Here is a 24,610-nt window from a genome sequence, read left to right as displayed (position 1 = left end):
AATCGCCGTCTGTGCGGCCATGAGGTAAGGGAGCGCCATGTTCGAGCACCTCGATGCCATCGTGCTGGCGCGCATCCAGTTTGCCTTCACCGTCAGCTTCCACTTCATCTTTCCGTCGTTCTCGATCGGGCTGGCGAGCTACCTCGCGGTGCTCGAAGGGCTGTGGCTGAAAACCGGCCAGCAACGCTATCTCGACCTGTTCAAATACTGGCTCAAGATCTTCGCCATCGCTTTTGCCATGGGCGTCGTCTCGGGCATCGTGATGAGCTACCAGTTCGGCACCAATTGGTCGGACTTCAGCGACAGGGCGGGCCCGGTGATCGGGCCGTTGATGGCCTACGAGGTGCTGACCGCCTTCTTCCTCGAGGCGGGCTTCCTCGGCGTGATGCTGTTCGGCATGAACAAGGTGGGCAAGCGGCTGCATTTCGCCGCGACCTGCATGGTGGCGCTGGGCACGCTGATTTCGGCGACGTGGATCCTCTCGGTCAACAGCTGGATGCACACGCCCACCGGCTTCGAGATGGGGGCGAACGGCCAGTTCCTGCCCGGACCGAGCTGGTGGGCGATCGTCTTCAATCCCAGCTTCCCCTACCGCCTGATGCACACGGTCACCGCCTCCTACCTGACGGTCGCCTTCGTTGTGGGCGGAGTGGGCGCCTGGCACCTGCTGCGCGACCGCGGCAACGTGCACGCGCGCACCATGTTCTCGATGGCGATGTGGATGGCCGCGCTGGTCGCACCGGTGCAGATTGCGCTGGGCGATGCGCACGGGCTCAACACGCTGGAGCACCAGCCGCAAAAGGTCATGGCGATGGAGGGGCATTTCGAGAGCCACCCCGACGGTGCGCCGCTGATCCTGTTTGGCATCCCCAACAGCGCGGAGAAGCGGGTCGATTACGCCGTCGAGATTCCCAATCTCTCCTCGCTCATCCTCAAGCACGATCTCCATGCGCCGCTGGCCGGGCTCGACACCATTCCCGACGACGAGGAGCCGCCGGTCGGCATCGTCTTCTGGTCGTTCCGCGTGATGGTCGGCATCGGCTTCGCCATGCTCGGCCTCGGCGCGTGGAGCCTGCTGGCGCGGTTCCGGCGCAAGCTCTACGACTGGCGCCTGCTGCACCGCGCCGCGCTGGTCATGGCGCCGAGCGGGTTCGTCGCCGTCATCGCCGGGTGGATCACCACCGAGGTGGGGCGACAGCCCTATGTCATCTACAACCTGCTGCGCACCGCCGATGCCGCCAGCCCGCTCGACGCGCCTGCCGTCGCCGCTTCGCTGCTGGCCTTCGTCGTCGTCTACTTCTTCGTTTTCGGTGCGGGTGTCTGGTACATCCTGCACCTGATGGCAAAGCCTCCGCACGCCGGCGAGACCGGGGTGAAGCGCGGCGATACAGGCCCCATCCGCACCGCCGGCATCACGCCGGGGCCGACGCAGAACCCCGGCGATTCCGATGTCCTGCCGCGCCGCAAAGAGGATGCGGAGTGATGGACCTGGCCGTCGATCTCACGACCATCTGGGCCTTCATCATCGCCTTTGCCGTCTTCGCCTATGTGGTGATGGACGGGTTCGATCTCGGCATAGGCATCCTTTTTCCGACCTTCGCGGTCGGGCCGGAGCGCGACCGCGCGATGAATTCGATCGCGCCCGTCTGGGACGGCAACGAGACCTGGCTGGTGCTGGGCGGCGGCGGCCTGTTCGCGGCCTTCCCGCTGGCCTATGCCGTGGTGCTGCCGGCGACCTATCCGCTGATCATCGCCATGCTGCTCGGCCTGGTGTTTCGCGGCGTCGCCTTCGAGTATCGCTGGCGCGATCCCGGTCACCGCCGGTTCTGGGACGCGGCCTTCACCGGCGGATCGCTGGTGGCGGCGATGGCGCAGGGCATGACGCTGGGCGCGCTGTTGCAAGGCATCGAGGTCGTGGACCGCGCCTATGCCGGGAGCTGGTTCGACTGGCTGACTCCCTACACCCTCTTGACCGGGCTCGGCACGGTGGCGGGCTATGCCCTGCTCGGCGCGACGTGGCTGGTGTGGAAGCTCGACGGCGAAAGCCAGCACCACGCCCGCTGGCTGGGCAAGCGCGCGGCCTGGGCCACGCTGGTGCTGATGGGCGGAGTCAGCCTCTACAACGTCTTCCTCAACGCCGACTACGCCGAGCGCTGGCTGACCGCGCCGGAGATCTGGTTCGCCGCGCCGGTGCCGATCCTGACCGGCCTCGTCGCGCTGGCGCTGCTGCGGGCGCTGTCGGTTGAGCGGCACAGCAAGCCGTTCTGGCTCTCGATCGGGCTGTTCTTTCTCGGCATGGCGGGCCTCGGCGTGACGATGTGGCCCTACGTCGTGCCGCCGGACCTGACCATCTGGGATGCCGCCGCGCCCCATCGCAGCCAGGCCTTCATGCTGGTCGGAGTGGCGATCACCATGCCGCTCATCATCGCCTACACCGCCTGGGCCTACTGGGTGTTTCGCGGCAAGGTGGCGGACGAGGGGTATCACTGATGGACGGGCGGGAGGAGCGCCCGCTGTTGCGAAGATTGGGCTGGATGGCCGCGATATGGCTCGCCAGCGTTACCGTGCTGGGTTGTGTCGCCTGGGTCATCCGGTTTTGGCTCGGGAGCTGACCCGGTAGCCGATCGCTGCCCCGGGCATTCCCGTCCGCGCCTTCGTCCGCTACGCCCGGGTCAAGTTTAACTCGCTTGCACGGCCCGCCCGCTCGCGGCCAATGCGCGGGAAAATTCGAAGGCACGTCCATGACCGCACCGCTTACCCATCTTCAGCGCCTCGAGGCCGAGGCCATCCACATCATGCGCGAGGTCGTGGCCGAGGCGGAGCGGCCGGTCATGCTCTATTCGATCGGCAAGGATTCGGCGGTGATGCTGCATCTGGCGAGGAAGGCCTTTCACCCCTCGCCTCCGCCCTTCCCCTTGCTGCACGTCGATACCACGTGGAAATTCCGCGACATGTATGCCTTGCGCGAAAAGGCCGCGCGCGATGCCGGCATGGAACTGCTGGTCTACCGCAACCCGGAGGCAGAGGCGCAGGGCATCAACCCCTTCCAGCATGGCGCTCTTCACACCGACATGTGGAAGACGGAAGGGTTGAAGCAGGCGCTGACGCTGCACGGTTTCGACGCGGCTTTCGGCGGCGCGCGGCGCGACGAGGAGAAGAGCCGCGCCAAGGAGCGCATCTTTTCCTTCCGCACCGCCAGTCACGGCTGGGACCCCAAGAACCAGCGGCCCGAGCTGTGGAACTTCTACAACGCGCGCAAGAACAAGGGTGAGTCCATCCGCGTCTTTCCGATCTCCAACTGGACCGAGCTCGACGTGTGGCAATACATCCAGCTGGAGAACATCGAGATCGTCCCGCTCTACTTCGCCGCCCCGCGCCCGACCTACGAGTACGAGGGCGGGCTTTTCATGGCCGACGACCTCGAGCGGCTGGAGCAGGCCATGGGCACGCTGCCCGAGATCACCACCCGCTCCGTCCGCTTCCGCACGCTGGGCTGCTTCCCGCTGACCGGCGCGGTGGAGAGCGAGGCGTCGACGCTTTCAGAGGTCATCCAGGAAACCCTCCTCACCACCACCAGCGAGCGGCAGGGCCGCGTGATCGACAAGGATGCGGGTGGTGCGGGCATGGAGAAGAAGAAGCAGGAGGGCTATTTCTGATGGCCGACCACCCGGCCCCGTCCGTCTACGAGACCGATGCCCTCATCGCCGAGGACATCGATGCCTATCTCGACACGCACCAGCACAAGACCATGCTGCGCTTCATCACCTGCGGCAGCGTGGACGATGGCAAGTCCACGCTGATCGGACGGCTGCTCTACGACAGCAAGATGATTTTCGAGGACCAGCTCGACGCGCTTTCCGCCGACAGCAAGCGGGTCGGCACGCAAGGGCAGGAGATCGATTTCGCATTGCTGGTCGACGGCCTCGCCGCCGAGCGCGAGCAGGGCATCACCATCGACGTCGCCTACCGTTTCTTCACGACGGAGAAACGCAAGTTCATCGTCGCCGATTGCCCGGGGCACGAGCAGTACACGCGCAACATGGTGACCGGCGCGAGCACGGCGGACCTCGCCGTCATTCTCGTCGATGCGAGGAAGGGCGTGCTCGTGCAGACGCGGCGGCACAGCTACCTGTGCCAACTCATCGGCATCCGCAACGTGGTGCTGGCGGTGAACAAGATGGACCTGGTGGACTACGACCAGCAGGTCTTCGACTCTATCGTTGCCGACTATGCCGCGTTCGCCAGGAGCATCGGCATCGAGAGCTTCACCGCCATTCCCATCAGCGGGTTCAAGGGCGACAACATCACCCCCAAGGCCGACGGCGCGCCCAGCGCGAACACGCCGTGGTATCGTGGGCCAAGCCTCGTCGAGCATCTCGAGAGCGTCGAGGTGTTGTCCCAGATCGAAGCTGACAAGCCCTTCCGCCTGCCGGTGCAGTGGGTCAACCGTCCCAACCTCGACTTTCGCGGATTCGCCGGACTGATCGCCGGTGGTAGCGTGAAGCCGGGTGCCGCGGTGCGCGTGCTGCCGGGCGGGCGCACCAGCACCGTCGCGCGGGTGGTGACGATGGACGGCGATCTGGACGAGGCCGTCGCCGGGCAGTCGGTCACGCTGACGCTGGCCGACGAGGTCGATTGCTCGCGCGGCTCCGTCATCGCCGCCGCCGATGCGCCGCCCGAGGTGGCCGACCAGTTCGAGGCGACGATCGTGTGGCTGGCGGACGACGACCTTTCGGTAGGACGCGGCTACTGGCTGAAGCTCGGCACGCAGACCGTCAGCGCCACGGTGCAGCAGCCGAAATACCGCGTCGATGTGAATACGATGGACCAGCTCGCCGCCAAGACCCTCGGCCTCAACGACATCGGTGTCGCCGAGGTCTTCGCCGACAAGCCGCTGGTGTTCGAGCCTTACGACAAGAGCCGCACCTTGGGCGGCTTCATCCTCGTCGACAAGATCACCAACGCCACAGTCGCTGCCGGGATGCTCAAGTTCAGCCTGCGCCGCAGCCAGAACGTCCACTGGCAGGCGACTGACATCGGCCGCGAACACCACGCGAGTCTCAAGAACCAGCAGCCGCGCGTGCTGTGGTTCACCGGGCTTTCCGGCTCCGGCAAGTCAACCATCGCCAACGAGGTGGAAAAGCGCCTCGCGCTGATGAACCGCCACACCTTCCTGCTCGACGGCGACAACGTGCGCCACGGGCTGAACAAGGACCTGGGCTTCACCGAGGCCGACCGCATCGAGAACATCCGCCGCGTGGGCGAGGTGGCGAAGCTGATGACCGATGCCGGCCTTATCGTCCTCACCGCCTTCATTAGCCCCTTCCGCGCCGAGCGGGCGATGGTGCGCGAGATGCTGGCGGACCACGAGTTCGTCGAGATCTTCGTCGATACCCCGCTGGAGGTGGCCGAAGCGCGCGACGTGAAGGGGCTGTACAGGAAGGCGCGGTCGGGCGCGCTCAAGAACTTCACCGGTATCGACAGCCCATACGAGCCGCCCGAGGCACCGGAAATCACCGTCAACACCGTAGCGATGACCGCAGAAGAAGCCGCCGAGCACATCGTGCGCCATATTCTCCCGCTGAAATGACCCTGACCGACGCCGAGCTCGCCGCCCACCTCGCCGAAGTTGCGGGGCGCATCCTGCTCGAACTGCGTGCGAGCGGGATGTTCGAGGGAAAGGCGCTCGGCAAGGCAGGGGACGAGACGGCCAACCAGTTCCTCGTCCATGCCCTCACCCGGCAACGCCCCGAGGACGGGCTGCTGAGCGAGGAGAGCAAGGATACAGAGGCGCGGCTCGGCAAGGCGCGCTGCTGGATCGTCGATCCCGTCGACGGCACGCGCGAATACGGCGAGGCGCGCAGCGACTGGGCGGTGCATGTCGGGCTGGCGGAGGATGGCGTGCCGAGCGTGGGCGCGGTGGCGCTCCCGGGCCTCGGCACCGTGCTGCGCTCCGACCGACCTCTTGCCGTCCCGCCCGCGCCCGAAACCCTGCGCATGGTCGTCAGCCGCACGCGGCCCGCAGCCGAGGCGCTGGCCGTGGCCGGGGCGCTCGGCGCCGAGCTCGTGCCGATGGGCAGCGCCGGGGCCAAGGCGATGGCGGTGGTGCTCGGGCAGGCGGACATCTACCTGCATTCCGGCGGGCAGTACGAATGGGACAATTGCGCCCCTGCCGCCGTGGCGCTGGCGCATGGGCTCCACGCCAGCCGCATCGACGGCAGCCCGCTCGTCTACAACCGGCGCGATACCTACGTCCCCGACCTGCTGGTCTGCCGCAAGGAGCACGCCGAGGCCGTTTTCGCGGCGCTCGCCGGTATCGGCTGACCTATTCTCCCACGAAGGCGAAGGGCAGGCCCGCGTCCTTGAAGCGGTTGGGCAGCAGTTCGCGCCCTACCGGCGGCGCCGATCGGGCGATGCAACGCGGGCGATGGCAGATGCGACAGGCGAGCCCGATCGGCTCCGCCCCTTCCTTCAGTCCGTCGCCATAGACCAGCCGCGGCGCATCGGCGGCCCGGCAGACGAGGGCGACGGCGCGGGTGGTGCGCGGGCCGTTCCAGGTCAGCCCGCCCGCCTCCACCGTACGCGCGATGGACAGATAACGCTCGCCGTCGGGAAGTTCGACCCGCTGGACGTCGATGCACCCCGGCCGGTCGAAGGCATGGTGAATGTTCCACAAGGGGCAGCGCCCGCCATGCGCGGCAAAGGGAAAGCCCGCCCCGTCCAAGCGCTTGGACACGTTGCCCGCGCGGTCGATGCGCAGGAAGAAGAACGGCACCGCGTCCGATCCCGGACGCTGCAGGGTCGTCAGCCGGTGCGCCGCCTGCTCGAAACTGACGGCAAAGCGCGCAGCGAGCAAGGCGATGTCGTAACGCAGCTGCCTCGCCGCCCGGGCAAAGGCATCGAAGGGCATCAGCAGCGCCGCCGCCCAGTAGCTTTGCAGCGCCCGGCGCGCGAGCAACCGCGCGTCCTCGCCGGAAAAGCGCCCCTCGGCCAGCAGATCCTCGATGGGTTGCGACTGTTCGAGCACGGCCAGTTGCAGCGCGAGCTGGAACGCGCGCGAGGCGGGTTCGAGCCCTTCGTGGATCATGATGCGGCGGCGGTGATAGTCGTGATAGCGCAGCGCCCCGCGCATCAGCGCCTCGTCGGCAATCTCCACCCTGAGGCCGTGGCGTTCGGCAATGCGATCGGAGAGGGAGCGCGCGTCCGCCCCGTCGGCGGCGACGGCGGCGGCACTGGCGTCGAGCAGGGGAAAGCTGTTGCGCCGCGCGGCGAGAAACGCGCGCGCCTCGGCCACGGGGTCGCTGGCCCCCATGGCCGGTTCGCCGTCCTCTCCGGCACGTTCGGCAAGTGCCAGCTGCTCCTCCGAATGAGCCAGGTCGAGGCGCAGGAAAGCCTCGGCAAAGCCCGGGTAGCTGGTCGCGATATCGGCGACGTCGAGCGCTGGCAGGTCGATGTCGGCGAACAGCGGGTTGCGCAGCGCCGCCTGCATCCGCGCCGCGGCCTCCTCGTCCTCTCCGCCCGCGAGATCGGCGAGATCGACGGCATAGGTGCGCGCCAGCCGCAGCAGGAGATCGGCGGTGACCGGGCGCTGGTTGCGCTCCATCAGCGCGATGTAGCTGGGCGAGACGTCGAGATCCTCTGCCATCTTGGCCTGCGTAAGCGAGAGATCGCGGCGAATGCGCTTGAGGCGCGGCCCCATGTAACTAGGCTTTACGGCCATCGCACTCGCCTCCGCTCACGACTTTACAATTTTACAAGCAGACCTTGTAAGGTTTGACAAGATCACACCGGCAGCGATTCCCGGCCCGCGCCTCGCAGGGCATCAGGGCCGTCGCACTCCAGACGGGATACCACGACCATGACTTACGCTCACACCATCAACCGGATGCAGCAGGCTATCGAGCGGCCCGGTGCCAGCATGGCGGGCATCGATCCGCACGTCGCCGCGCGGATGAAAGTGCAGAACCGCTTTCCCACCGGGCTCGACATCGCCCGCTACACCGCCAAAATCATGCGCGCCGACATGGCCGCCTACGATGCGGACCCGGCCGCCTACACCCAGTCGCTGGGCTGCTGGCACGGGTTCATCGGGCAGCAGAAGATGATCGCCATCAAGAAGCATTTCGGCACCACCAAGGGCCGCTACCTCTATCTCTCGGGCTGGATGATCGCCGCGCTGCGCAGCGAGTTCGGCCCGCTGCCCGACCAGTCGATGCACGAGAAGACGAGCGTGCCCGCCCTCATCGGCGAGCTATACACCTTCCTGCGCCAGGCCGATGCGCGCGAGCTGGGCGGCCTGTTCCGCGAGCTCGATGCCGCCAAGGCCGCGGGCGATGCCGTCGCGACCCACCGCCTGTTGCGCCAGATCGACGAGCACCAGACCCACGTCGTGCCGATCATCGCCGATATCGACGCGGGCTTCGGCAATGCCGAGGCGACCTACCTGCTCGCCAAGAAAATGATCGAGGCCGGGGCCTGCGCCATCCAGGTCGAGAACCAGGTGTCCGACGAGAAGCAGTGCGGCCACCAGGATGGCAAGGTCACCGTGCCGCACGAGGACTTCCTGCAGAAGATCCGCGCCATCCGTTACGCCTTCCTCGAACTGGGTGTCGAGGACGGGATCATCGTCGCTCGCACCGATTCGCTGGGCGCCGGTCTGACCAAGCAGATCGCCTTTATCCGCGAACCGGGCGACCTCGGCGACCAGTACAACGCCTTCCTCGATTGCGAGGAGGTCGATCCGGCTGACATCGGTACGGGAGAGGTGCTTGTCAGCCGCGAGGGCAGGCTGCTGCGCCCCCGGCGCCTGCCCTCGAACCTCTACCAGTTCCGCCCCGGCACCGGCGAGGACCGCTGCGTGCTCGACTGCATCACCAGCCTGCAGAACGGCGCGGACCTGCTGTGGATCGAGACCGAGAAGCCGCACATCGAACAGATTGCCGGCATGGTCGACCGCATCCGCGAGGTCGTGCCGAACGCCAAGCTCGTCTACAACAATTCGCCCAGCTTCAACTGGACGCTGAACTTCCGCCAGCAGGTGTTCGACGCCTGGGCCGCGGAGGGCCGCGACATGACGCTGTACGACCGCGAGCGTCTGATGAGCCAGCACTACGATGACAGCGAGCTGGGCAAGGAAGCCGACGAGCGCATCCGCACCTTCCAGGCCGATGCGGCGAAGCGGGCGGGAATCTTCCACCACCTCATTACCCTGCCGACCTACCACACCGCGGCGCTCAGCACCGACAACCTGGCGAAGCGCTACTTCGGCGAGGAAGGCATGCTCGGCTACGTCAAGCAGGTGCAGCGCGAGGAGATCCGCCAGGGCATCGCCTGCGTGCGGCACCAGAACATGGCCGGCTCCGACATCGGCGACGACCACAAGGAAGCCTTTGCCGGCGAAGCGGCCCTCAAGGCCGGCGGCGAGCACAACACGATGAATCAATTTGCGGCCTGATGGCCGCGGGGAACCAGTTTGCGGCCTGAGTACCGAACCAAGGAGAAAGACGATGACCGAACCTACGATGTCCCGCCCCGTCTTCGCCAAGCAGGATTTCCCCCTGCTGCGCCGGGCGCTGGCCGAATTCGTCCGCAACAATCCCGATGATACGGACAATTCGCGCATGGCGAACCTGCATCACCGTCTCGGCCGGATCGGCTGAGGGAGGTAAGCTGATGGCGAGCGCGGCACCGACCCTTCGGGACGACATGACGGCAGCGGGCTACGTCGAGCGCGCCGGGCTCGCCGTCGCCGCCCCGCTCGCCGAGTTTGTGGAGGAGGAGGCGCTGCCCGGCTCCGGCGTTGCGGCGGAAGCCTTCTGGCAAGGCTTCGCCGCGCTGCACGGGCATTTCACGCCGATCAACCGCGCCCTGCTCGCCCGCCGCGACAACTTGCAGGCGCAGATCGACGAATGGCACCGAGCCAATCCCGAAGCCGGCTCGGGTGCGCCCGAGGCGTTCCTGCGCGAGATTGGCTATCTCGTGCCCGAACCCGCGCCGTTCCGGATCGGCACCGTGGGCGTCGATCCCGAGATCGCGGAGATTGCCGGGCCGCAGCTCGTGGTCCCGGTGCTCAACGCCCGCTTCCTGCTCAACGCCGCCAATGCTCGCTGGGGCAGTCTATACGACGCCCTTTACGGCACCGATGCTCTGGACGGCCAGGTGCCGCCCACCGGGCCCTATGACGCGACACGCGGAGCGCGGGTCGTCGCCGCGGCCCGGCATTTCCTCGAGGCGGCCTGTCCGCTGGCCGAAGGTTGCTGGGCCGATTGGCAGGGCGGCGCGCCCGCGCTTGCCGACCCTTCGCAGCTGCGCGGCATGCGCGGGCCGGACCTGCTGCTGGCGAGCAACGGCCTCCACATCGAACTCATTGTCGACCGCAACCACCCCATCGGCGCGGCGCATCCGGCGGGGCTGGCCGACGTGCGCCTGGAGAGCGCGCTATCAACCATCGTCGACCTCGAGGACTCGGTCGCCGCCGTCGACGCCGAGGACAAGGTCGCGGCCTACCGCAACTGGCTCGGTCTGATGCAGGGCACGCTGGAGGCGAGTTTCACCAAGGGCGGGCGCACCATGACGCGCCGGTTGGAGGGCGACCGCGAATGGACCGCCACGGACGGCAGCGACCTGACGCTGAAGGGCCGCGCGCTGCTGCTTGTCCGCAATGTCGGCCACCTGATGACCACGCCCGCCGTGCTGCTGCCCGATGGCAGCGAGGCTTTCGAGGGGCTGTGCGATGCCGCCATCACCTGCCTCGCCGCCATGCACGACCGGGGGCGCAACAGCGCGACGGGCGCGATCTACATCGTGAAACCCAAGATGCACGGGCCGGATGAATGCGCCTTTGCCAATGACCTGTTCGACGCCGTCGAGGACATGCTCGGCCTGCCGCGCCACACGGTGAAAATCGGCGTGATGGACGAGGAGCGGCGCACCAGCGCCAACCTCGCCGCCTGCATCCATGCCGTCAGGGACCGCATCTTCTTCATCAACACCGGCTTCCTCGACCGGACGGGCGACGAGATTCACACTTCCATGCTAGCCGGCCCGGTGCTGCCCAAGGAGCGGATCAAGCAGGCCACTTGGATCGCCGCCTACGAAGCGCGCAACGTGCAGGTCGGGCTCGCCTGCGGGTTCGCGGGCAGGGCGCAGATCGGCAAGGGCATGTGGGCCGCGCCCGACCGGATGCAGGCCATGCTCGAGCAGAAAGTCGCCCACCCGAACAGCGGCGCGAGCACGGCCTGGGTGCCCTCGCCCACCGCCGCAACGCTCCACGCCATGCACTATCATCAGGTGTCGGTAGCCGAGGCGCAGGCGGCGCGCATGGGGGAGACGCCCGCGCCGCTGGCCGACCTGCTCACGGTGCCGCTGCTGGGCGACGAGACGCTGTCGAACGAGACCATCGCGCACGAACTCGACACCAACCTGCAGGCCATCCTCGGCTACGTGGTGCGCTGGGTCGAGCAGGGCGTGGGCTGTTCCAAGGTGCCCGACCTCGCCGACGTCGGGCTGATGGAAGACCGCGCGACGCTCCGGATCGCCAGCCAGCACGTCGGCAACTGGCTGCTGCACGGCCTCGTCGGCGAGCGCGAGGTCGATGCGGCGCTGGCGCGCATGGCGGCCAAGGTTGACGCGCAGAACTTCGGCGATCCGGCCTACCTGCCGATGGCGGGGCGCGAGGATCGCTCGCCCGCCTACCGCGCGGCGCGGGCGCTGGTCATGCAGGCCTGCGAGCAGCCGAGCGGCTACACCGAGCCCCTGCTCCACGCCTGGCGGCAGCGGGCAAAAGCGAGCTAGGCCACGCAGGATAGACACGAGCCGACGAATTGCGATTGACCGGTTCGGCGGTTTCCAGCAGAGCGGCGCGGTCTGGTGAGCGCGCAATCGCTCGGCAGCAGCGCGGGAGAGCCTGTCCGCAACGGCAGGCACCGAAGGAGCAACCGCCCCGGAAACTCTCAGGTCACCGGACCGCGCGACTGGAACGGACGCTCTGGAAAGCGTCGCCTCGCAAGGGCGGCCACCGACGGAGTAAGGCGCGGCCCCGGCAGCGCCGGAATCTCTCAGGTCCCAGCGACAGAGGGGGCATGGTGAACGTGGCCGGCAACCGGTCATGGCCGACCCGTGCCGGAGCCTGTCTTGAGCGATCCCCAAACCGATATCGAAGCCCCGCCCGCAACGCTGCCGCTCGACGCCTGGCATCGCGACCTCGGCGCCCGCATGGTGCCCTTCGCGGGCTACGAGATGCCGATCCAGTACGCCGGCGAGCACGGCGGCATCGTGGCCGAGCATAACTGGACGCGGACCCACGCGGGCCTGTTCGATGTCTCCCACATGGGCCAGCTCTACGTCAGCGGAGAGGGCGCGGAGGCGGCATTGGAGGCCGTGCTGCCCATCGACCTGTCGACCATGACAGTGGGCCAGGTGCGCTATTCGCTGCTGCTCGACGAGAACGGCGGCGTGCTCGACGACCTGATGGTGACGCGCTGGGGCACGGGTTTCTACCTCGTCGTCAACGGCGCGACCAAGTGGGACGACATCGCCACCTTGCGCGAACATCTGCCCGACGAGGTCTCGCTGAACCACCTGGAGGACAGCGCGCTCCTCGCCCTGCAGGGTCCGGAAGCCGCGACGGCGCTGGCCCGCGTTACCGAAGGCGACTTTTCCGCGCTCACCTTCATGCGCGGTGGGGAATTCGCCATCGATGGCGTGCCCGCCTGGATCAGTCGCTCGGGCTACACCGGCGAGGACGGCTTCGAGATCTCCGTCCCCGCTGCCGAGGTGGCGCGCGTGGCCAGCCTGTTGCTCGACCAGCCCGAGGTCCAGCCCATCGGCCTCGGCGCGCGCGACAGCCTGCGGCTCGAGGCGGGCCTGCCGCTCTACGGCCACGACCTCTCGCCCGAGACCTCGCCCATCGAGGCGGGGCTGGTGTTCGGCATCAACAAGCGCCGCCGCGCCGACACCGGCGGCGGGTTCCCAGGCTGCGAGCGGATCCGCCGCGAGATCGCCGAGGGCACGGGCCGCAAGCTCGTGGGCTTGGCGCTCGAAGGACGTCTCCCCGCGCGCGAGGGGGCGGATGTCTATTCGGGCGACATCAAGGTAGGCACGGTCACCAGCGGCGGCTTCTCGCCCACGCTCGGCTATCCGATCGCCATGGCCTATGTCGACGCGGCGAGCGCCGCGCAGGGGTCCGATCTCACCTGCGAGGTCCGCGGCAAGCACCTGCCCGCCCGCGTCGTCCCCCTTCCCTTCGTCCCGCACAACTATCATCGCAAAGGAGCCTGAGGCATGGCACGCTATTTCACCGAGGAACACGAGTGGATCGAAGTCGACGGCGACACCGCGACCGTCGGCATCACCGATCACGCGCAGGAACAGCTGGGCGACATCGTCTTCGTCGAGGTGCCCGAAGCGGGCAAAGAACTGACCAAGGGCGGCGAGGCCGCGGTGGTCGAGAGCGTGAAGGCGGCGAGCGACGTCTACGCCCCCATCGCCGGCACCGTGATCGAGGGCAATGCGGCGCTGGAAGGCGACCCGGAACTCGTCAACACCTCGCCCGAGGCCGACGGTTGGTTCTTCAAGATGACCATCGCCGACAAGGGCGAACTCGACGGCCTGATGGACGCCGAGGGCTACAAGAGCTTCTGCGATAGTCTCTAGCCGTCATCCCAGCGAAAGCTGGGATCGCTGGCCGTCCAATGTGACCTTTCTGCACCCGATCCCAGCTTTCGCTGGGATGACGAGAGTTTGATATGCGCTACCTTCCCCTGACCGACACCGACCGCACGGCGATGCTCGATACCATCGGCGCACCCAGCGTCGACGCGCTGTTCGCCGACATCGCGCCCGCGCAGTATCTGGGCGGACCCATCGAGGGCCTCCCGCTCCACGCCACCGAGATGGCGGTCGAGAAGCACATGCGCGCGCTCTCGCAGCAGAATCTCGCGGCGGGCGATGCGCCGTTCTTCTGCGGCGCGGGTGCCTATCGCCACCATGTGCCCGCCACGGTCGATCACCTCATCCAGCGCGGCGAGTTCCTGACCGCCTACACGCCCTACCAGCCGGAGATCGCGCAGGGCACGCTGCAGATGCTGTTCGAGTTCCAGAGCCAGGTCGCGCGCCTCTACGGCTGCGCGGTGGCGAATGCCTCGATGTACGACGGCTCGACCGCCTGCTGGGAAGCCATCGTGATGGCCGGGCGGCAGACCAAGCGCAACCGCGTGCTCATCGACGGCGGCCTGCACCCGCACTACGTCGGCGTCGCGCAGACCATGGCGAAGTTCACCCATGCCGAGATCGCCTACGAGCCGCCGGTGGTGGAAGCCGACGCGGGCGAGGAGGCGCTCATCGCGCGGATCGACGAGACCACGTCCTGCGTGGTCGTCCAGTATCCCGACATCATAGGCCGCGTACCCGATCTCGCCCGTATCGCCGAGGCGGCGCACGCGGCGGGCGCGCTGCTGATCGCCGTCAACACCGAACCGGTGGCGCTCGGCGCGCTCGAGGCACCGGGCAACCTCGGCGCGGACATCGTGGTGGGCGAAGGCCAGTCGATCGGCGTCGGCCTGCAATTCGGCGGGCCCTATCTCGGCCTCTTCGCCGTGCGCGATTCCAAGCTGGTGCGACAGATGCCGGGCCGCCTGTGCGGCGAGACCGTGGACGCCGACGGCAAGCGCGGCTTCGTGCTGACGCTGTCGACCCGCGAGCAGCACATCCGCCGCGAAAAGGCGACCAGCAACATCTGCACCAACTCCGGCCTCTGTGCGCTGGCCTTCTCGATCCACATGACGCTGCTGGGCGAAAAGGGCCTGAACGGCCTCGCCGCCGAGAACCACCGCCTCGCCTGCCTGGCCGCGGACAAGCTGGCCGCGGTGCCGGGGATCGAGGTCGTCAACGAGGTGTTTTTCAACGAGTTCACCCTGCGCCTGCCGGTCGAAAGCCGCCCGCTGGTGCGTGCGCTGGCGGAAAAGGGCGTACTCGCCGGCGTCTCGCTCGGCCGCCTGTTCCCCGATGCGGATGCGCTGGCGAACGGCCTCGTCGTCGCCGTCACCGAAACCACGAACGAGGCGGACATCGACGCCCTTTGCTCCGCCCTCACGGAGGAACTGGCATGAACAAGCCGATCAACCAGAGCGGGTGGAGGCCCGGCACGCCGATGGCCAGCGAGGACGCGGGTGCGCACCCCACCGTCACCGGCAACAAGGCGCTGATGCTGGAAGAGCCGCTGATCTTCGAGATCGGCAATGCCGAGACCACCGGCGTCGACCTGCCGCAGGCGAAGGGCGACACCGCCAGCCGCCTCGGCAGCCACGCGCGCAAGGGCCCCATCGGCCTCCCCGGCCTCAGCGAGCCCGAAACGGTGCGCCACTACACTCGCCTCAGCCGCCAGAACTATGCCATCGATCTCGGCCTGTTTCCGCTCGGCAGCTGCACCATGAAGCACAACCCGCGCCTCAACGAAAAGGTGGCGCGCATGCCCGGGTTCGCCGACGTGCATCCGCTGCAGCCGGTCGATACCGTGCGCGGCGCGCTCGGCGTCATCAACGAACTGGCGCACTGGCTGATCGAGCTCACCGGCATGCACGGCGTCGCCATGACGCCCAAGGCCGGCGCGCACGGCGAGCTGTGCGGCATCCTGTGCATCCGCGCCGCGCTGGAAGCCCGCGGCGACGCGCGCGAGGTCATCCTCGTGCCCGAGAGCGCGCACGGCACCAACCCCGCCACCGCCGCCTTTGCCGGCTACAAGGTGGAGGACATTCCCGCCAACGCCGAAGGCCGCGTGGATCTGGAGGCGCTCAAGGCCCGCCTCGGCCCGGACGTCGCGGGGGTGATGATCACCAACCCCAACACCTGCGGCCTGTTCGAGCGCGACATGAAGGCGATCTCCGACGCGGTCCACGCGGCGGGCGGATTCGTCTATTGCGACGGCGCGAACTTCAACGCCATCATGGGCCGCGTGCGCCCGGGCGACCTCGGCATCGATGCGATGCACATCAACCTGCACAAGACCTTTTCCACCCCCCACGGTGGCGGCGGACCGGGTTCGGGTCCGGTGGTGCTGTCGGAAGCACTGTCGCCGTTCGGCCCCCTGCCCTTCACCGCCAAGATGTCCGATGGGATCATCCAGCTGGTCGAGGAAGAGAACGCCAGCGAGCACGGGCACAAGCAGGCCTTCGGCCGCATGACCGCCTTCCACGGGCAGATGGGCATGTTCACCCGCGCGCTGACCTACATCCTCTCGCACGGAGCGGACGGCTTGCGGCAGGCATCGGGCGATGCTGTGCTTAATGCCAACTACATCCTGCGCTCGCTCGACGACGTGCTGGACGCACCCTTCGGCAAGACCGGCCCCTGCATGCACGAGGCGCTGTTCGGCGACGCGGGCTTTGCGGAAGGCATGTCGACGCTCGATCTTGCCAAGGGCCTGATCGACGAAGGCTTCCACCCGATGACCATGTATTTCCCGCTGGTCGTCCACGGGGCCATGCTGATCGAGCCGACCGAGACCGAGAGCAAGGCGGGCATCGACCAGTTCGTGATGGCCATGCGCTCTCTCGCGGAACGCGCGCGCGCAGGCGACGAGGCTCTCAAGACCGCGCCGCATCACGCCCCGCGCGCCCGGCTGGACGAAGCCATGGCAGCCCGCAAGCCGCGCCTCGCATGGAGCGAACCGGAGGTCGCGCCGGGCAGCGGCAACTACGAGATTCCCGGCGCGGGATAGGCCGCGTAAGGGCGTTAGTGGACGGTTCAGACGTGCTATTGCATAGACGAACCGTTCACACGGCCGATCCGGGGGGATTTCAGACATGACCAAGCGCGCCCATTTCACCACCGCCGCCATCGTGGCGAGCGCAGTGCTGCTGACGCTGGCTCCGGCCAGCGCGCGCCAGGTCGGCGAGGTGGCCAGCACTATCGTTGCCGAGGCCAAACAGGCCGGAAAGCCTGCCACGTCGAACAACGGTCGCCTGGCGATGGGCGAGGGCGTGGACGGGCGGCTCTCGCGCGGGAACGCCACTTACACCATCCAGGGCCGGGCCGGGCAGCGGCTGCGGGCGGCGCTGAGTTCGGACGATTTCGACACGGTCCTGCGCCTTCGCGGCCCCGGCGGGTTCGAGATGGAGAACGACGATTCGGGCGGCACGCTCAACAGCATGATCGATGCCTTGCTGCCGGTGGACGGGGCCTACAGCCTGACGGTCGCATCCTACAACAACGAGGGCAGCGGCGCCTTTCGCCTCGGCACGATGGACCCGGCGCATCCGACCGGCGGCAATGCCCCGGCGATCGCTATGGGGCAGTCGCTGACGGGTGCGCTCACCCGGTCGGACGGCACGGCGCTCAGCGGCGAGTTCGTCGACTATTACGCCTTTGCCGGGCGGCAGGGGCAGCGCGTCACCTTCGACCTGACCTCCGACAGCATCGACACGCTGCTCTCGGTGCACATGCCCGACGGGCGCGTGGAGACCAACGACGACATCTCGGGGGTGGAGAACACCGATTCCCGCCTCTCGATCACCCTGCCCGCAGACGGCACCTACCACGTGGCCGCCAGCAGCTTCGGTCGCAACGTCACCGGGCCTTACGAATTGCGCCTGTCGGAGGCGGAGGCGGGCGTGCGCACGGTGCGACCCGCGGGCGGGCAGGCGCAGGTTTATGCGCTGACCATCGGCGTGGCCGACTACGAACGCATGAGCGGCCTGTCGCGCACCGACGAGGATGCCACCCGCATCGCCGCCGCGCTGCGCGACCAGGGCGTGCTCGCGCCCGAAAGCGCCAATCTCGTCAATGCGCAGGCCACGCGGGCGAACGTGCGCGCGGCGCTGGACCGAATGGCCGCGGCGATGGGGCCGGACGATCTGCTGATGATCTTCTACTCGGGCCACGGCGACAAGGTGGAGGGCATGACCACCGAGCGCGACGGCAGCGCCGAGACGATGGAGCTCTACGACGCCGCGCTCTACGACTACGAGCTGGCCGACTGGATGGCGGACATCGATGGGCGCGTATTGCTGGTGATGGACAGCTGCTTTTCCGGCGGGTTCGACCAGATCGTCGACGCGAAGGACGAGCGGATGGGCGTGTTCAGCTCCGATGCCGACACGCTCAGCCTGGTCGCCACGGCGAACAAGGCGGGCGGCTACGTGTCCGACATCTTCCGCGCCGCCATAGCGGGCGCGGCCGACATGGACCGCGACAACGCAATCTCGGCGGGCGAGCTGTCGGAATACATGCGCACCACATTCTACCGCACCGTGCTCGAAACACCGCTGGTGACCGATGCGGAGGATTTCCGCTCCGCCCGCACGCCGGGCTGGCAGCACATCGTCATCGACCGCGGCGGCGACGGGATGCCGCACAACCAGGTGCTGATGAACTTCGGCAGCGCGGCGCCGCGCCGGGTCGCCCGCGCCAACTAGGCTTACGCCGGAACAGAAAGGGCGGAGCGTCGTGCAGACGCCCCGCCCCTTTTTTTGTCCAGCGCCTTCGTGGCTAGGCGAAGGCGGCCGTGTCGGTCGCCGGACGGCGGGCGTAGATGCCGAAGCCGGCGATGATGGCGTAGCAGATGGCGGGCAGGATCAGCGCCGTGGCGAGGCTGCCGCTCGCATCCGCCAGCATCCCCGTCAGCAGCGGGATCACCGCGCCGCCGAAAATGGCGATGTTGATGATACCCGAACCATCCGCCGCGCGCGCGCCCAGCTTCTCGCAGGCGAGCGAGAAGATGGTGGGGAACATGATCGAGTTCATCAGGCCGATCGCCAGCAGGCTGTAGCCCGAGACCGTCCCGGTGGTGTTGGTCGAGATCAGCAGCAGGGCAATGGCGCCGATGGCCACGCTTGCGAGGATAAGACCGGGGCTGATGACGCGCAGCAGCGCAGAACCGATCAGGCGTCCGACCAGCGCGCCCCCCCAGTAATAGGCGATCATCTGGCCCGCGCTCTGCTCGTCGATGCCGAGCACACGCTCCTGCATCAGGTAGTTCACGATCAACGAGCCAATCGCCACTTCCGCGCCGACGTAGAGGAAGATGCATAGCGCGCCGTAGCCGAAGCGGGTGCGCTTCAGCAGCTGGAAGCCGCCGGCGATGGAGCTACGCTCGTGCTGCTCGCCCTTCAGGCGGTTGCGGAACATCCACACCACGCCCGCGATCACCGCCAGCGCCACGGCGAGGCCGATGTAGGTGCGAACGATGGCCGCGCTTTCGGCGGTGCGGTACTGGTCGAGCGCCGGGCCCGAGAGCTCGGCGGCGGTCACGCCCGCGAGGCTGCCCAGGATCAGCGTCGCGCCGACCAGCGGGAAAATCGTGGTGCCGAGGCTGTTGAACGCCTGCGCAAAGGTCAGGCGGCTGTGCACCGTCTTTTGCGGACCGAGCAGGCTGATGAGAGGGTTCGTCACCACCTGCACCACCACCACGCCGCTCGCCAGCACGAACAGGGCGAAGAGGAACAGGCCGTAGGTCGCCGTCTGGCTGGCGGGAATGAACAGCAGGCAGCCGGTCATCATGGTCAGCAGGCCGACCACGGCCCCGCGCATGTAACCGATGCGCTTCACCAGCTGTGCGCCGGGGATGCCGATGACGAGATAGGCGGTGAAGAAGCAGAACTGGATCAGCATCGCCTGCGTGTAGTTGAGCGTGAACAGCTCCTTCAGCTTGGGCAGGATCACGTCGTTCAGACTGGTGATGCCGCCGAAGATGAAGAACAGCGCGAAGACGAAATACTGCAGGCCCGGCGCATCGACCGGCGGTGCGTCGTCGGTCAACGGGCGCGGGTCGGTGCTGCTGGAGGCGTCGGGTACCAGGGCCATTCAATCATACTCCCCAAGAGGCCGCCTCTTGCGGGCGGGCCGGTCGTGTAATCGGGCGATCGCCTAGAAAGCGCAAGTCGTTCCTTCGGCGACCTCGATGCGCTCCATCCCGGCGATGCGGAAGGTGAGGTTGGAGGCCGTGCGCAGGGCGAACAGGTTGCCCAGCTGGCCGACGCAGGCATCGGTGATCAGCATTTCGCGGAACCCCTTGCCCTCGGCGTGGGCGAAATGCTGTGTCACGTCGAGCGTGGACGTTGCGCCGCCCTCGGTGCCAGTGACCAGCGTGACCGGCGCGGTCGGCCGCGTCAGCACCTCGTAGGTCAGGCGATAGGCGTTGCCGCTGCCCTGCGGCTCCACGAAGGCGATCTGCGATCCGGCGCGCATGGCGATTTCGCGCGCGTCTTCCTGCGCGTTGCGGTCGAACCCGCGCGCGGTGACCGAGCCGTCCGTCGCCGTGCCGCGCAGCAGGCTGAAGGAGGAACCGTCGCCCGCGCGCACGGTCACGCCGTCGGCGAGACGGCCCGAGCCGAACAGCGCGGTGCCGGTGCCTTCGAGCAGCGCGGTGCAGCCCTCTCCGAGCATGGGCATGGCCGAGGTCTGGCCGGTCGCCAGGCCGTAGCCGAGCGGGAACAGCGCGCGGTTGGTGCGGGCGATGGGCCCGCCGTTGCAGTCGTTCGGCCAGCCGAACGAGAGGCGGCCGGTGGCGGGCACGGCGCCCGTCAGCACGTCGGCCACGCCCGCGCCCTCGCTGCCCGGCAGCCAGCTGGCGACGAAGGCATTGGCGAGGTTCATCTCGCGGTTCATCCACATCGGGCGTCCCGAGAGGAATACGGCGACGGTCGGGATGCCCTGTTCGCGGAAGGAGCGGAGCAGGTTCAGCCCCTCCTCGTCGCGGAAGGCGAGATCGCGCGTGTCGCCGGCGAATTCGGCATAGGGCTTCTCGCCGAAGACCACCACGGCAACGGCCGGCCGCGCGGTGAAGCTGCCGTCGGCGGACAGCGTGGCGCGCCCGCCGCTGGCGGTGACTGCATCGCGCAGGCCGTCCCAGATCGAGGTCGTGTTCGGCAGGCGATCGTCGCCGTATTCGGTGCTGCCCTGCCATTCGAGCGTCCACCCGCCCGAGGCCTGGCCGACGTTGTCCGCCGCGCTGCCGGCGACGAGCACATTGGCCCCGCTGCGCAGCGGCAGGACGCCGTCGTTGCGCAGGATCACCTGCGAGGCGGCCACGGCCTCGCGCGCCAGGGCGCGGTGCTCGGCCGAGCCGATGAGATCGAAGCGGCCACCCACGCCGCGCTCCGAAGGACGCTCGGCATTCGGACCGAGCAGGCCCGCGCGATACTTGATGTGCAGCACCCGGCTCACCGCCTCGTCCAGCCGCGCCATCGGGATGGTCCCGTCGTTCACCTGCGCGACGAGCGTTTCCATCAGGCCGCGCCAGTCGTCGGGCACCATGTAGATGTCGAGCCCCGCGAGCAGCGACTGCGGGCAGTTGGTGACGGTGCAGCCCTGGACCTGTCCGTGACCGTTCCAATCGCCCACGACCAGTCCGTCGAAACCCATGCGGCCGCGCAGCACGCCGGTCAGCAGCGGGCCGTTGCCGTGCATCTTGGCGCCGTTGATCGAATTGAAGCTGGCCATGACCGTCTGCACGCCCGCGTCGATGGCGGCGGGATAGGGGCGACCGTGGAGGGCGATCAGCGCCTCGATGTCGCCGGTCACCTCACCCTGGTCGACGCCGTCCGTGGTACCGCCGTCGCCGAAAAAGTGCTTAGCCGTGGCGATCACCCGTCCGTCGCCCAGAAAGTCCGCATCGCCGGGGCGGCCCTGTAGCCCCTCGACCAGCGCCGCGCCGAGCGGAGCGACGCGGGCGGGATCTTCCGAATAGCTTTCGTACGCGCGGCCCCAGCGGCCGTCCTGCGCCACGGCGACGGTGGGCGAAAAGTCCCAGTCGATGCCGGTCGCCTCCACCTCGATGGCGGTGGCGTGGCCTATGCGGCGCACCAGATCGGGGTCGTTCGCCGCGCCGAGCGCCACGTTGTGCGGAAAGATCGTCGCGCCGACGACGTTGGTGTGGCCGTGGACGGCGTCGGTGCCCCACATCGTCGGAATGACCGGCTCGCCGTTCGCCAGCGGCTGGACCGAGGCATCGTACATCTCGTCGGCGAGGCGCAACCACTCGCTGGCGGGCGCGAACTCGTCACCGTAGGGGCCGCCGTTGCCGCCGTTGAGATAGCTGCCGAAGCGATAGCGGGCCATGTCCGCCGCGGTGAACGAGTTGATCTGCGGCTGGATCAGCTGCGCCACCTTGCGCTCGACCGACATCCGCGAGACGAGCGACGCCACATAGGCATCCTCGTCGGCATAGGGTGCGCTGGCGACGGTATCCGCCGGCACTGTGGCACACCCGGCAAGGCTCGCGCTCGCAAGCAGCACAGCCGAAATCGCTCGAATCGAAAAACCAGTCCGCATCGTATCCTCGTTGTTCTTTTGAGAACGTTCCCAAGCGCGGTCTGACACGCCCTGCGGGCGATTTCAAGCGGCTAATTGTCGCGCTGCAGGGCGGCTTTCGCGGTCAGCAGAAGGAGGCAGGCGACGCTGGCCAGCACCGCCAACAGCGCGAACAGGCCGGAGAACCCGAACACGGGCACCATCGCCAGCGTCAGGCCGGGCATGATCAGCGAGGGCACTGTGTTGGTCAGGTTGAACAGCCCCAGGTCGCGCCCGCGGCTCTTAGGGCGGGGCAGGACGCGCAGGGTCTGCGCGGTGTGCAGTGCAAGAAAGACCGATGCCCCCAGGCCGAACAAGGCATAGCCGGCAAGCGCGACCTCGAGACCCGGCGCGGCGGCCATCACGCCCAGCGCCAGCGCGGCAACAGCGGCGGCCACTCCCAGTGGCTGGATCGGTCGATCCCTGCGGTCGGCCCAGCGCCCCACCATCAGCGCGACGGGCACCGAGACCAGCAGCACCACCCCGAAAATGCGCGCGGTTGCCGCGTCCGTAGTGCCGGGGGCAATGGAGCGCAGCCAGAGGTAGAGGTAGGCGAACAGCGCGGCCTCGGCCACCTGCACCAGCAGCCGGGCCAGCCACATCCGCGCGACGAGCATCTGCCGCGCGCTGCCGCTGGCGGGTCGGGGCGCGGGCTCCATCAGTTCGGGAAACGGCGCAGGCCGGCCCAGGAGCAGCACGGGCAGCACGCAGGCCATCACCATGCCCGCCACCAGCGCCAGTCGCTCTTCGGGCAAGGCGAGCCCAGGGATCGTCACCAGCGTTCCCGACAGGGCGCCGAGCGCCGGGGCGAAGGCGAGCAGGCCGCCGAGCGTGCCCTTCTGCCTGTCGGGCACCGCGTCCCCGGCCCAGGCCCCCAACGGGCCCAGCATCATGTTGAGCGCCACCTGCCAGGCCATGACCAGCGCCACCAGCGTGGCGAGGTCGCGCGGCGCGGACATCGCCAGCAGCAGCGTCGAGCTCAGCACCAGTCCCGCCCAGATCCACGGCCTTCGCGTGCCGCTGCGGTCGGACAGCCAGCCAAAGGCGATGTTCGAGAGGCTGGAGGCGATGGCCCCGGTAAAGGCCAGGGTGGCGAGCCAACCCACGCTCGCAGTGCCCGCCAGGCCTTCGACGTGGACGGGCAGCAGGATGGTCAGCAAGGGGACATAGGCGATCGCCCCGCCCGCCACGGCGAGAGCGTAAAGCAGCAGGAAACGAGTGGACTGACGCTGCGGGCCCCAGCGGTTCTCGGCGAAGCCTGCGCTGTCGTCAGCCACGGCGCGGCGCGGCGACCGATTCCCGCTCGATCAGGCTGCCCTCAATCACCACCGGCATCGGCGGCAATTCCTCGCCACGAATGGCCTGCACCAGCAGCTCGACCGCGCAGCTGGCGGTGTCGGCCACCGGCTGGTCGATCGCGGTCAGCGGCGGCTGGACGAAGCGCACCACGGGCGTATTGTCGAAGCTGACGAGCGAGAGGTCGCCCGGCACGCGCATGCCCATTTCGTGCGCCACAGCATTGGTAGCCAAGGCCATCTGGTCGTTGCTGGCGATGATCGCGGTGGGCCGGCCCTTGCCGCTCAGCAGCTTGCGCGCAGCCACCTCTCCGCTGGCGTAGGAAAAGTCGCCGCGCTCGCACAGGTGCTCGGTCGGCAGGCCAGCGTCTGCCATCGCCGCCAGATAGCCCTGCTTGCGCCAGCCGCTCAGCGCGTATTCGCGCGAGCCGGCGATGAAGCCGATGCGCTCGTGCCCCTTGGCGACGAGGTGGCGCACGGCCAGCGCCGCCATGCGATCGTCGCCCATCGTGATGTGGATCGGCCCTGCCTGCGTCTCCGCACCTATGGCGGCGAAGGGGATGCGATGCTGGACAAGCAGGTCGGTAATCAGCGGATTGTCGGCATGCGGCGGGGTCAGGACCACGCCGTCGGGTTGCAGGGCGGCGATGGCGGCCTTCAATTCGCGCTGGACGTTGTCGTCATGCGTATCGACGAGTTCGAAGATCAGGCGATAGCCATGTTCGGCGCACTTGAGCATTCCGCCCATCAGCATCTGGTCGACCCAGTCGCTGCCCTCGCGCGCCTTCCATGCCTCGATGGTGCGCTCGCGGTCGTTGAGGGCAAGGATGATGTAGCTCTTCGATCCGCTCATCCGCCGCGCGGCGATGGAGGGCACGTAGCCGAGCCTGTCGATGGAGGCCTGTACGCGCGTCTTCATCTCGGGCCGTACATTGGCCTCGTTGTTGATGACGCGGCTCACCGTCTGCAGGGAAACTCCTGCATCCGCCGCCACATGTTTGATTGTTACCGACTGGCGCCGACGTGCCACT

The 24,610-nt window shown here is 68.1% G+C and carries 19 protein-coding genes and 1 riboswitch; of the genes, 14 read left to right on the top strand and 5 right to left on the bottom strand.

Going from position 1 to position 24,610, the window contains the following annotated elements:
- Positions 1 to 37: 37 nt before the first annotated feature.
- The 6 genes from AAW00_RS10990 (at position 38) to AAW00_RS10970 (ending at position 6,324) form a co-directional block, all read left to right on the top strand.
- Positions 38 to 1,483 (top strand): cytochrome ubiquinol oxidase subunit I, encoded by a 1,446-nt coding sequence (locus AAW00_RS10990; RefSeq protein ID WP_047004333.1) that lies wholly within the window; start codon positions 38 to 40, stop codon positions 1,481 to 1,483.
- Positions 1,483 to 2,490, top strand: coding sequence for a cytochrome d ubiquinol oxidase subunit II (gene cydB / locus AAW00_RS10985; RefSeq protein WP_047004332.1), 1,008 nt, complete (start codon positions 1,483 to 1,485; stop codon positions 2,488 to 2,490). Before AAW00_RS10990 ends, cydB begins: the two co-directional genes overlap by 1 nt.
- Positions 2,490 to 2,612 carry a DUF2474 domain-containing protein gene (locus AAW00_RS14675; protein ID WP_082125026.1) on the top strand — a complete coding sequence of 41 codons (123 nt, stop codon included), beginning with the start codon at positions 2,490 to 2,492 and terminating at the stop codon, positions 2,610 to 2,612. Before cydB ends, AAW00_RS14675 begins: the two co-directional genes overlap by 1 nt.
- A 129-nt stretch (positions 2,613 to 2,741) precedes the next feature.
- Entirely contained in the window at positions 2,742 to 3,656 is a 915-nt protein-coding gene (gene cysD / locus AAW00_RS10980) for a sulfate adenylyltransferase subunit CysD (RefSeq protein ID WP_047004331.1), read from the top strand.
- A complete protein-coding gene (cysN, locus tag AAW00_RS10975; RefSeq protein ID WP_047004330.1) occupies positions 3,656 to 5,590 on the top strand; it encodes a sulfate adenylyltransferase subunit CysN in 1,935 nt (644 codons plus the stop codon). Before cysD ends, cysN begins: the two co-directional genes overlap by 1 nt.
- On the top strand, positions 5,587 to 6,324 hold the full coding sequence (locus tag AAW00_RS10970; RefSeq protein ID WP_047004329.1) for a 3'(2'),5'-bisphosphate nucleotidase CysQ: 738 nt from the start codon (positions 5,587 to 5,589) through the stop codon (positions 6,322 to 6,324). The genes cysN and AAW00_RS10970 overlap by 4 nt, the downstream gene beginning before the upstream one ends.
- A gap of 1 nt (position 6,325) precedes the next feature.
- Here AAW00_RS10970 and AAW00_RS10965 read toward each other — a convergent pair whose 3' ends face one another.
- Positions 6,326 to 7,699: a helix-turn-helix domain-containing protein gene (locus AAW00_RS10965; RefSeq protein ID WP_420911628.1), complete on the bottom strand. Its 1,374-nt coding sequence runs from the start codon at positions 7,697 to 7,699 to the stop codon at positions 6,326 to 6,328.
- Positions 7,700 to 7,858: 159 nt separating this feature from the next.
- On the opposite strand from AAW00_RS10965, the gene AAW00_RS10960 reads away from it, so the two are divergent.
- From AAW00_RS10960 to AAW00_RS10930, 8 genes are all read left to right on the top strand, one after another.
- On the top strand, positions 7,859 to 9,454 hold the full coding sequence (locus tag AAW00_RS10960; protein WP_082125025.1) for an isocitrate lyase: 1,596 nt from the start codon (positions 7,859 to 7,861) through the stop codon (positions 9,452 to 9,454).
- A 52-nt stretch (positions 9,455 to 9,506) separates the two neighbouring features.
- A complete protein-coding gene (locus tag AAW00_RS15250) occupies positions 9,507 to 9,659 on the top strand; it encodes a hypothetical protein (protein ID WP_169747307.1) in 153 nt (50 codons plus the stop codon).
- 13 nt (positions 9,660 to 9,672) lie between these two features.
- Complete coding sequence (locus tag AAW00_RS10955) at positions 9,673 to 11,793, top strand: malate synthase G (protein WP_241461712.1); 2,121 nt, start codon at positions 9,673 to 9,675, stop codon at positions 11,791 to 11,793.
- 93 nt (positions 11,794 to 11,886) lie between these two features.
- A riboswitch (glycine riboswitch) is annotated at positions 11,887 to 11,977 on the top strand.
- Between the two features lie 155 nt (positions 11,978 to 12,132).
- The gene (gene gcvT, locus AAW00_RS10950; RefSeq protein WP_082125024.1) at positions 12,133 to 13,278 is read left to right on the top strand and encodes a glycine cleavage system aminomethyltransferase GcvT; all 1,146 of its coding nucleotides are present in this window, start codon (positions 12,133 to 12,135) and stop codon (positions 13,276 to 13,278) included.
- Between the two features lie 3 nt (positions 13,279 to 13,281).
- Positions 13,282 to 13,653: a glycine cleavage system protein GcvH gene (gene gcvH / locus AAW00_RS10945; protein WP_047004325.1), complete on the top strand. Its 372-nt coding sequence runs from the start codon at positions 13,282 to 13,284 to the stop codon at positions 13,651 to 13,653.
- A gap of 92 nt (positions 13,654 to 13,745) precedes the next feature.
- A complete protein-coding gene (gene gcvPA, locus AAW00_RS10940; protein ID WP_047004324.1) occupies positions 13,746 to 15,107 on the top strand; it encodes an aminomethyl-transferring glycine dehydrogenase subunit GcvPA in 1,362 nt (453 codons plus the stop codon).
- On the top strand, positions 15,104 to 16,714 hold the full coding sequence (gene gcvPB, locus AAW00_RS10935) for an aminomethyl-transferring glycine dehydrogenase subunit GcvPB (protein WP_047004323.1): 1,611 nt from the start codon (positions 15,104 to 15,106) through the stop codon (positions 16,712 to 16,714). The genes gcvPA and gcvPB overlap by 4 nt, the downstream gene beginning before the upstream one ends.
- An 85-nt stretch (positions 16,715 to 16,799) precedes the next feature.
- Entirely contained in the window at positions 16,800 to 18,410 is a 1,611-nt protein-coding gene (locus AAW00_RS10930) for a pre-peptidase C-terminal domain-containing protein (RefSeq protein ID WP_047004322.1), read from the top strand.
- Positions 18,411 to 18,483: 73 nt separating this feature from the next.
- Here the strand turns inward: AAW00_RS10930 and AAW00_RS10925 are convergent, their stop codons facing one another.
- The 4 genes from AAW00_RS10925 to AAW00_RS10910 all read right to left on the bottom strand — a co-directional run bounded on the left by AAW00_RS10925 (position 18,484) and on the right by AAW00_RS10910 (position 24,609).
- Entirely contained in the window at positions 18,484 to 19,797 is a 1,314-nt protein-coding gene (locus AAW00_RS10925; RefSeq protein ID WP_047004321.1) for a sugar MFS transporter, read from the bottom strand.
- Between the two features lie 63 nt (positions 19,798 to 19,860).
- Positions 19,861 to 22,191, bottom strand: coding sequence for a glycoside hydrolase family 3 protein (locus AAW00_RS10920; RefSeq protein WP_241461711.1), 2,331 nt, complete (start codon positions 22,189 to 22,191; stop codon positions 19,861 to 19,863).
- 146 nt (positions 22,192 to 22,337) lie between these two features.
- Positions 22,338 to 23,561: an MFS transporter gene (locus AAW00_RS10915; protein WP_047004319.1), complete on the bottom strand. Its 1,224-nt coding sequence runs from the start codon at positions 23,559 to 23,561 to the stop codon at positions 22,338 to 22,340.
- Positions 23,554 to 24,609: a LacI family DNA-binding transcriptional regulator gene (locus tag AAW00_RS10910; RefSeq protein WP_047004318.1), complete on the bottom strand. Its 1,056-nt coding sequence runs from the start codon at positions 24,607 to 24,609 to the stop codon at positions 23,554 to 23,556. Before AAW00_RS10910 ends, AAW00_RS10915 begins: the two co-directional genes overlap by 8 nt.
- Between the last annotated feature and the right edge of the window lies 1 nt (position 24,610).

This window comes from Aurantiacibacter luteus (assembly GCF_001010945.1).
Taxonomy (GTDB): Bacteria; Pseudomonadota; Alphaproteobacteria; order Sphingomonadales; family Sphingomonadaceae; genus Alteraurantiacibacter; species Alteraurantiacibacter luteus.
The sequence above is the reverse complement of the archived record's forward strand: the minus strand, read 5'-3'. Positions and strand labels throughout refer to the sequence as shown.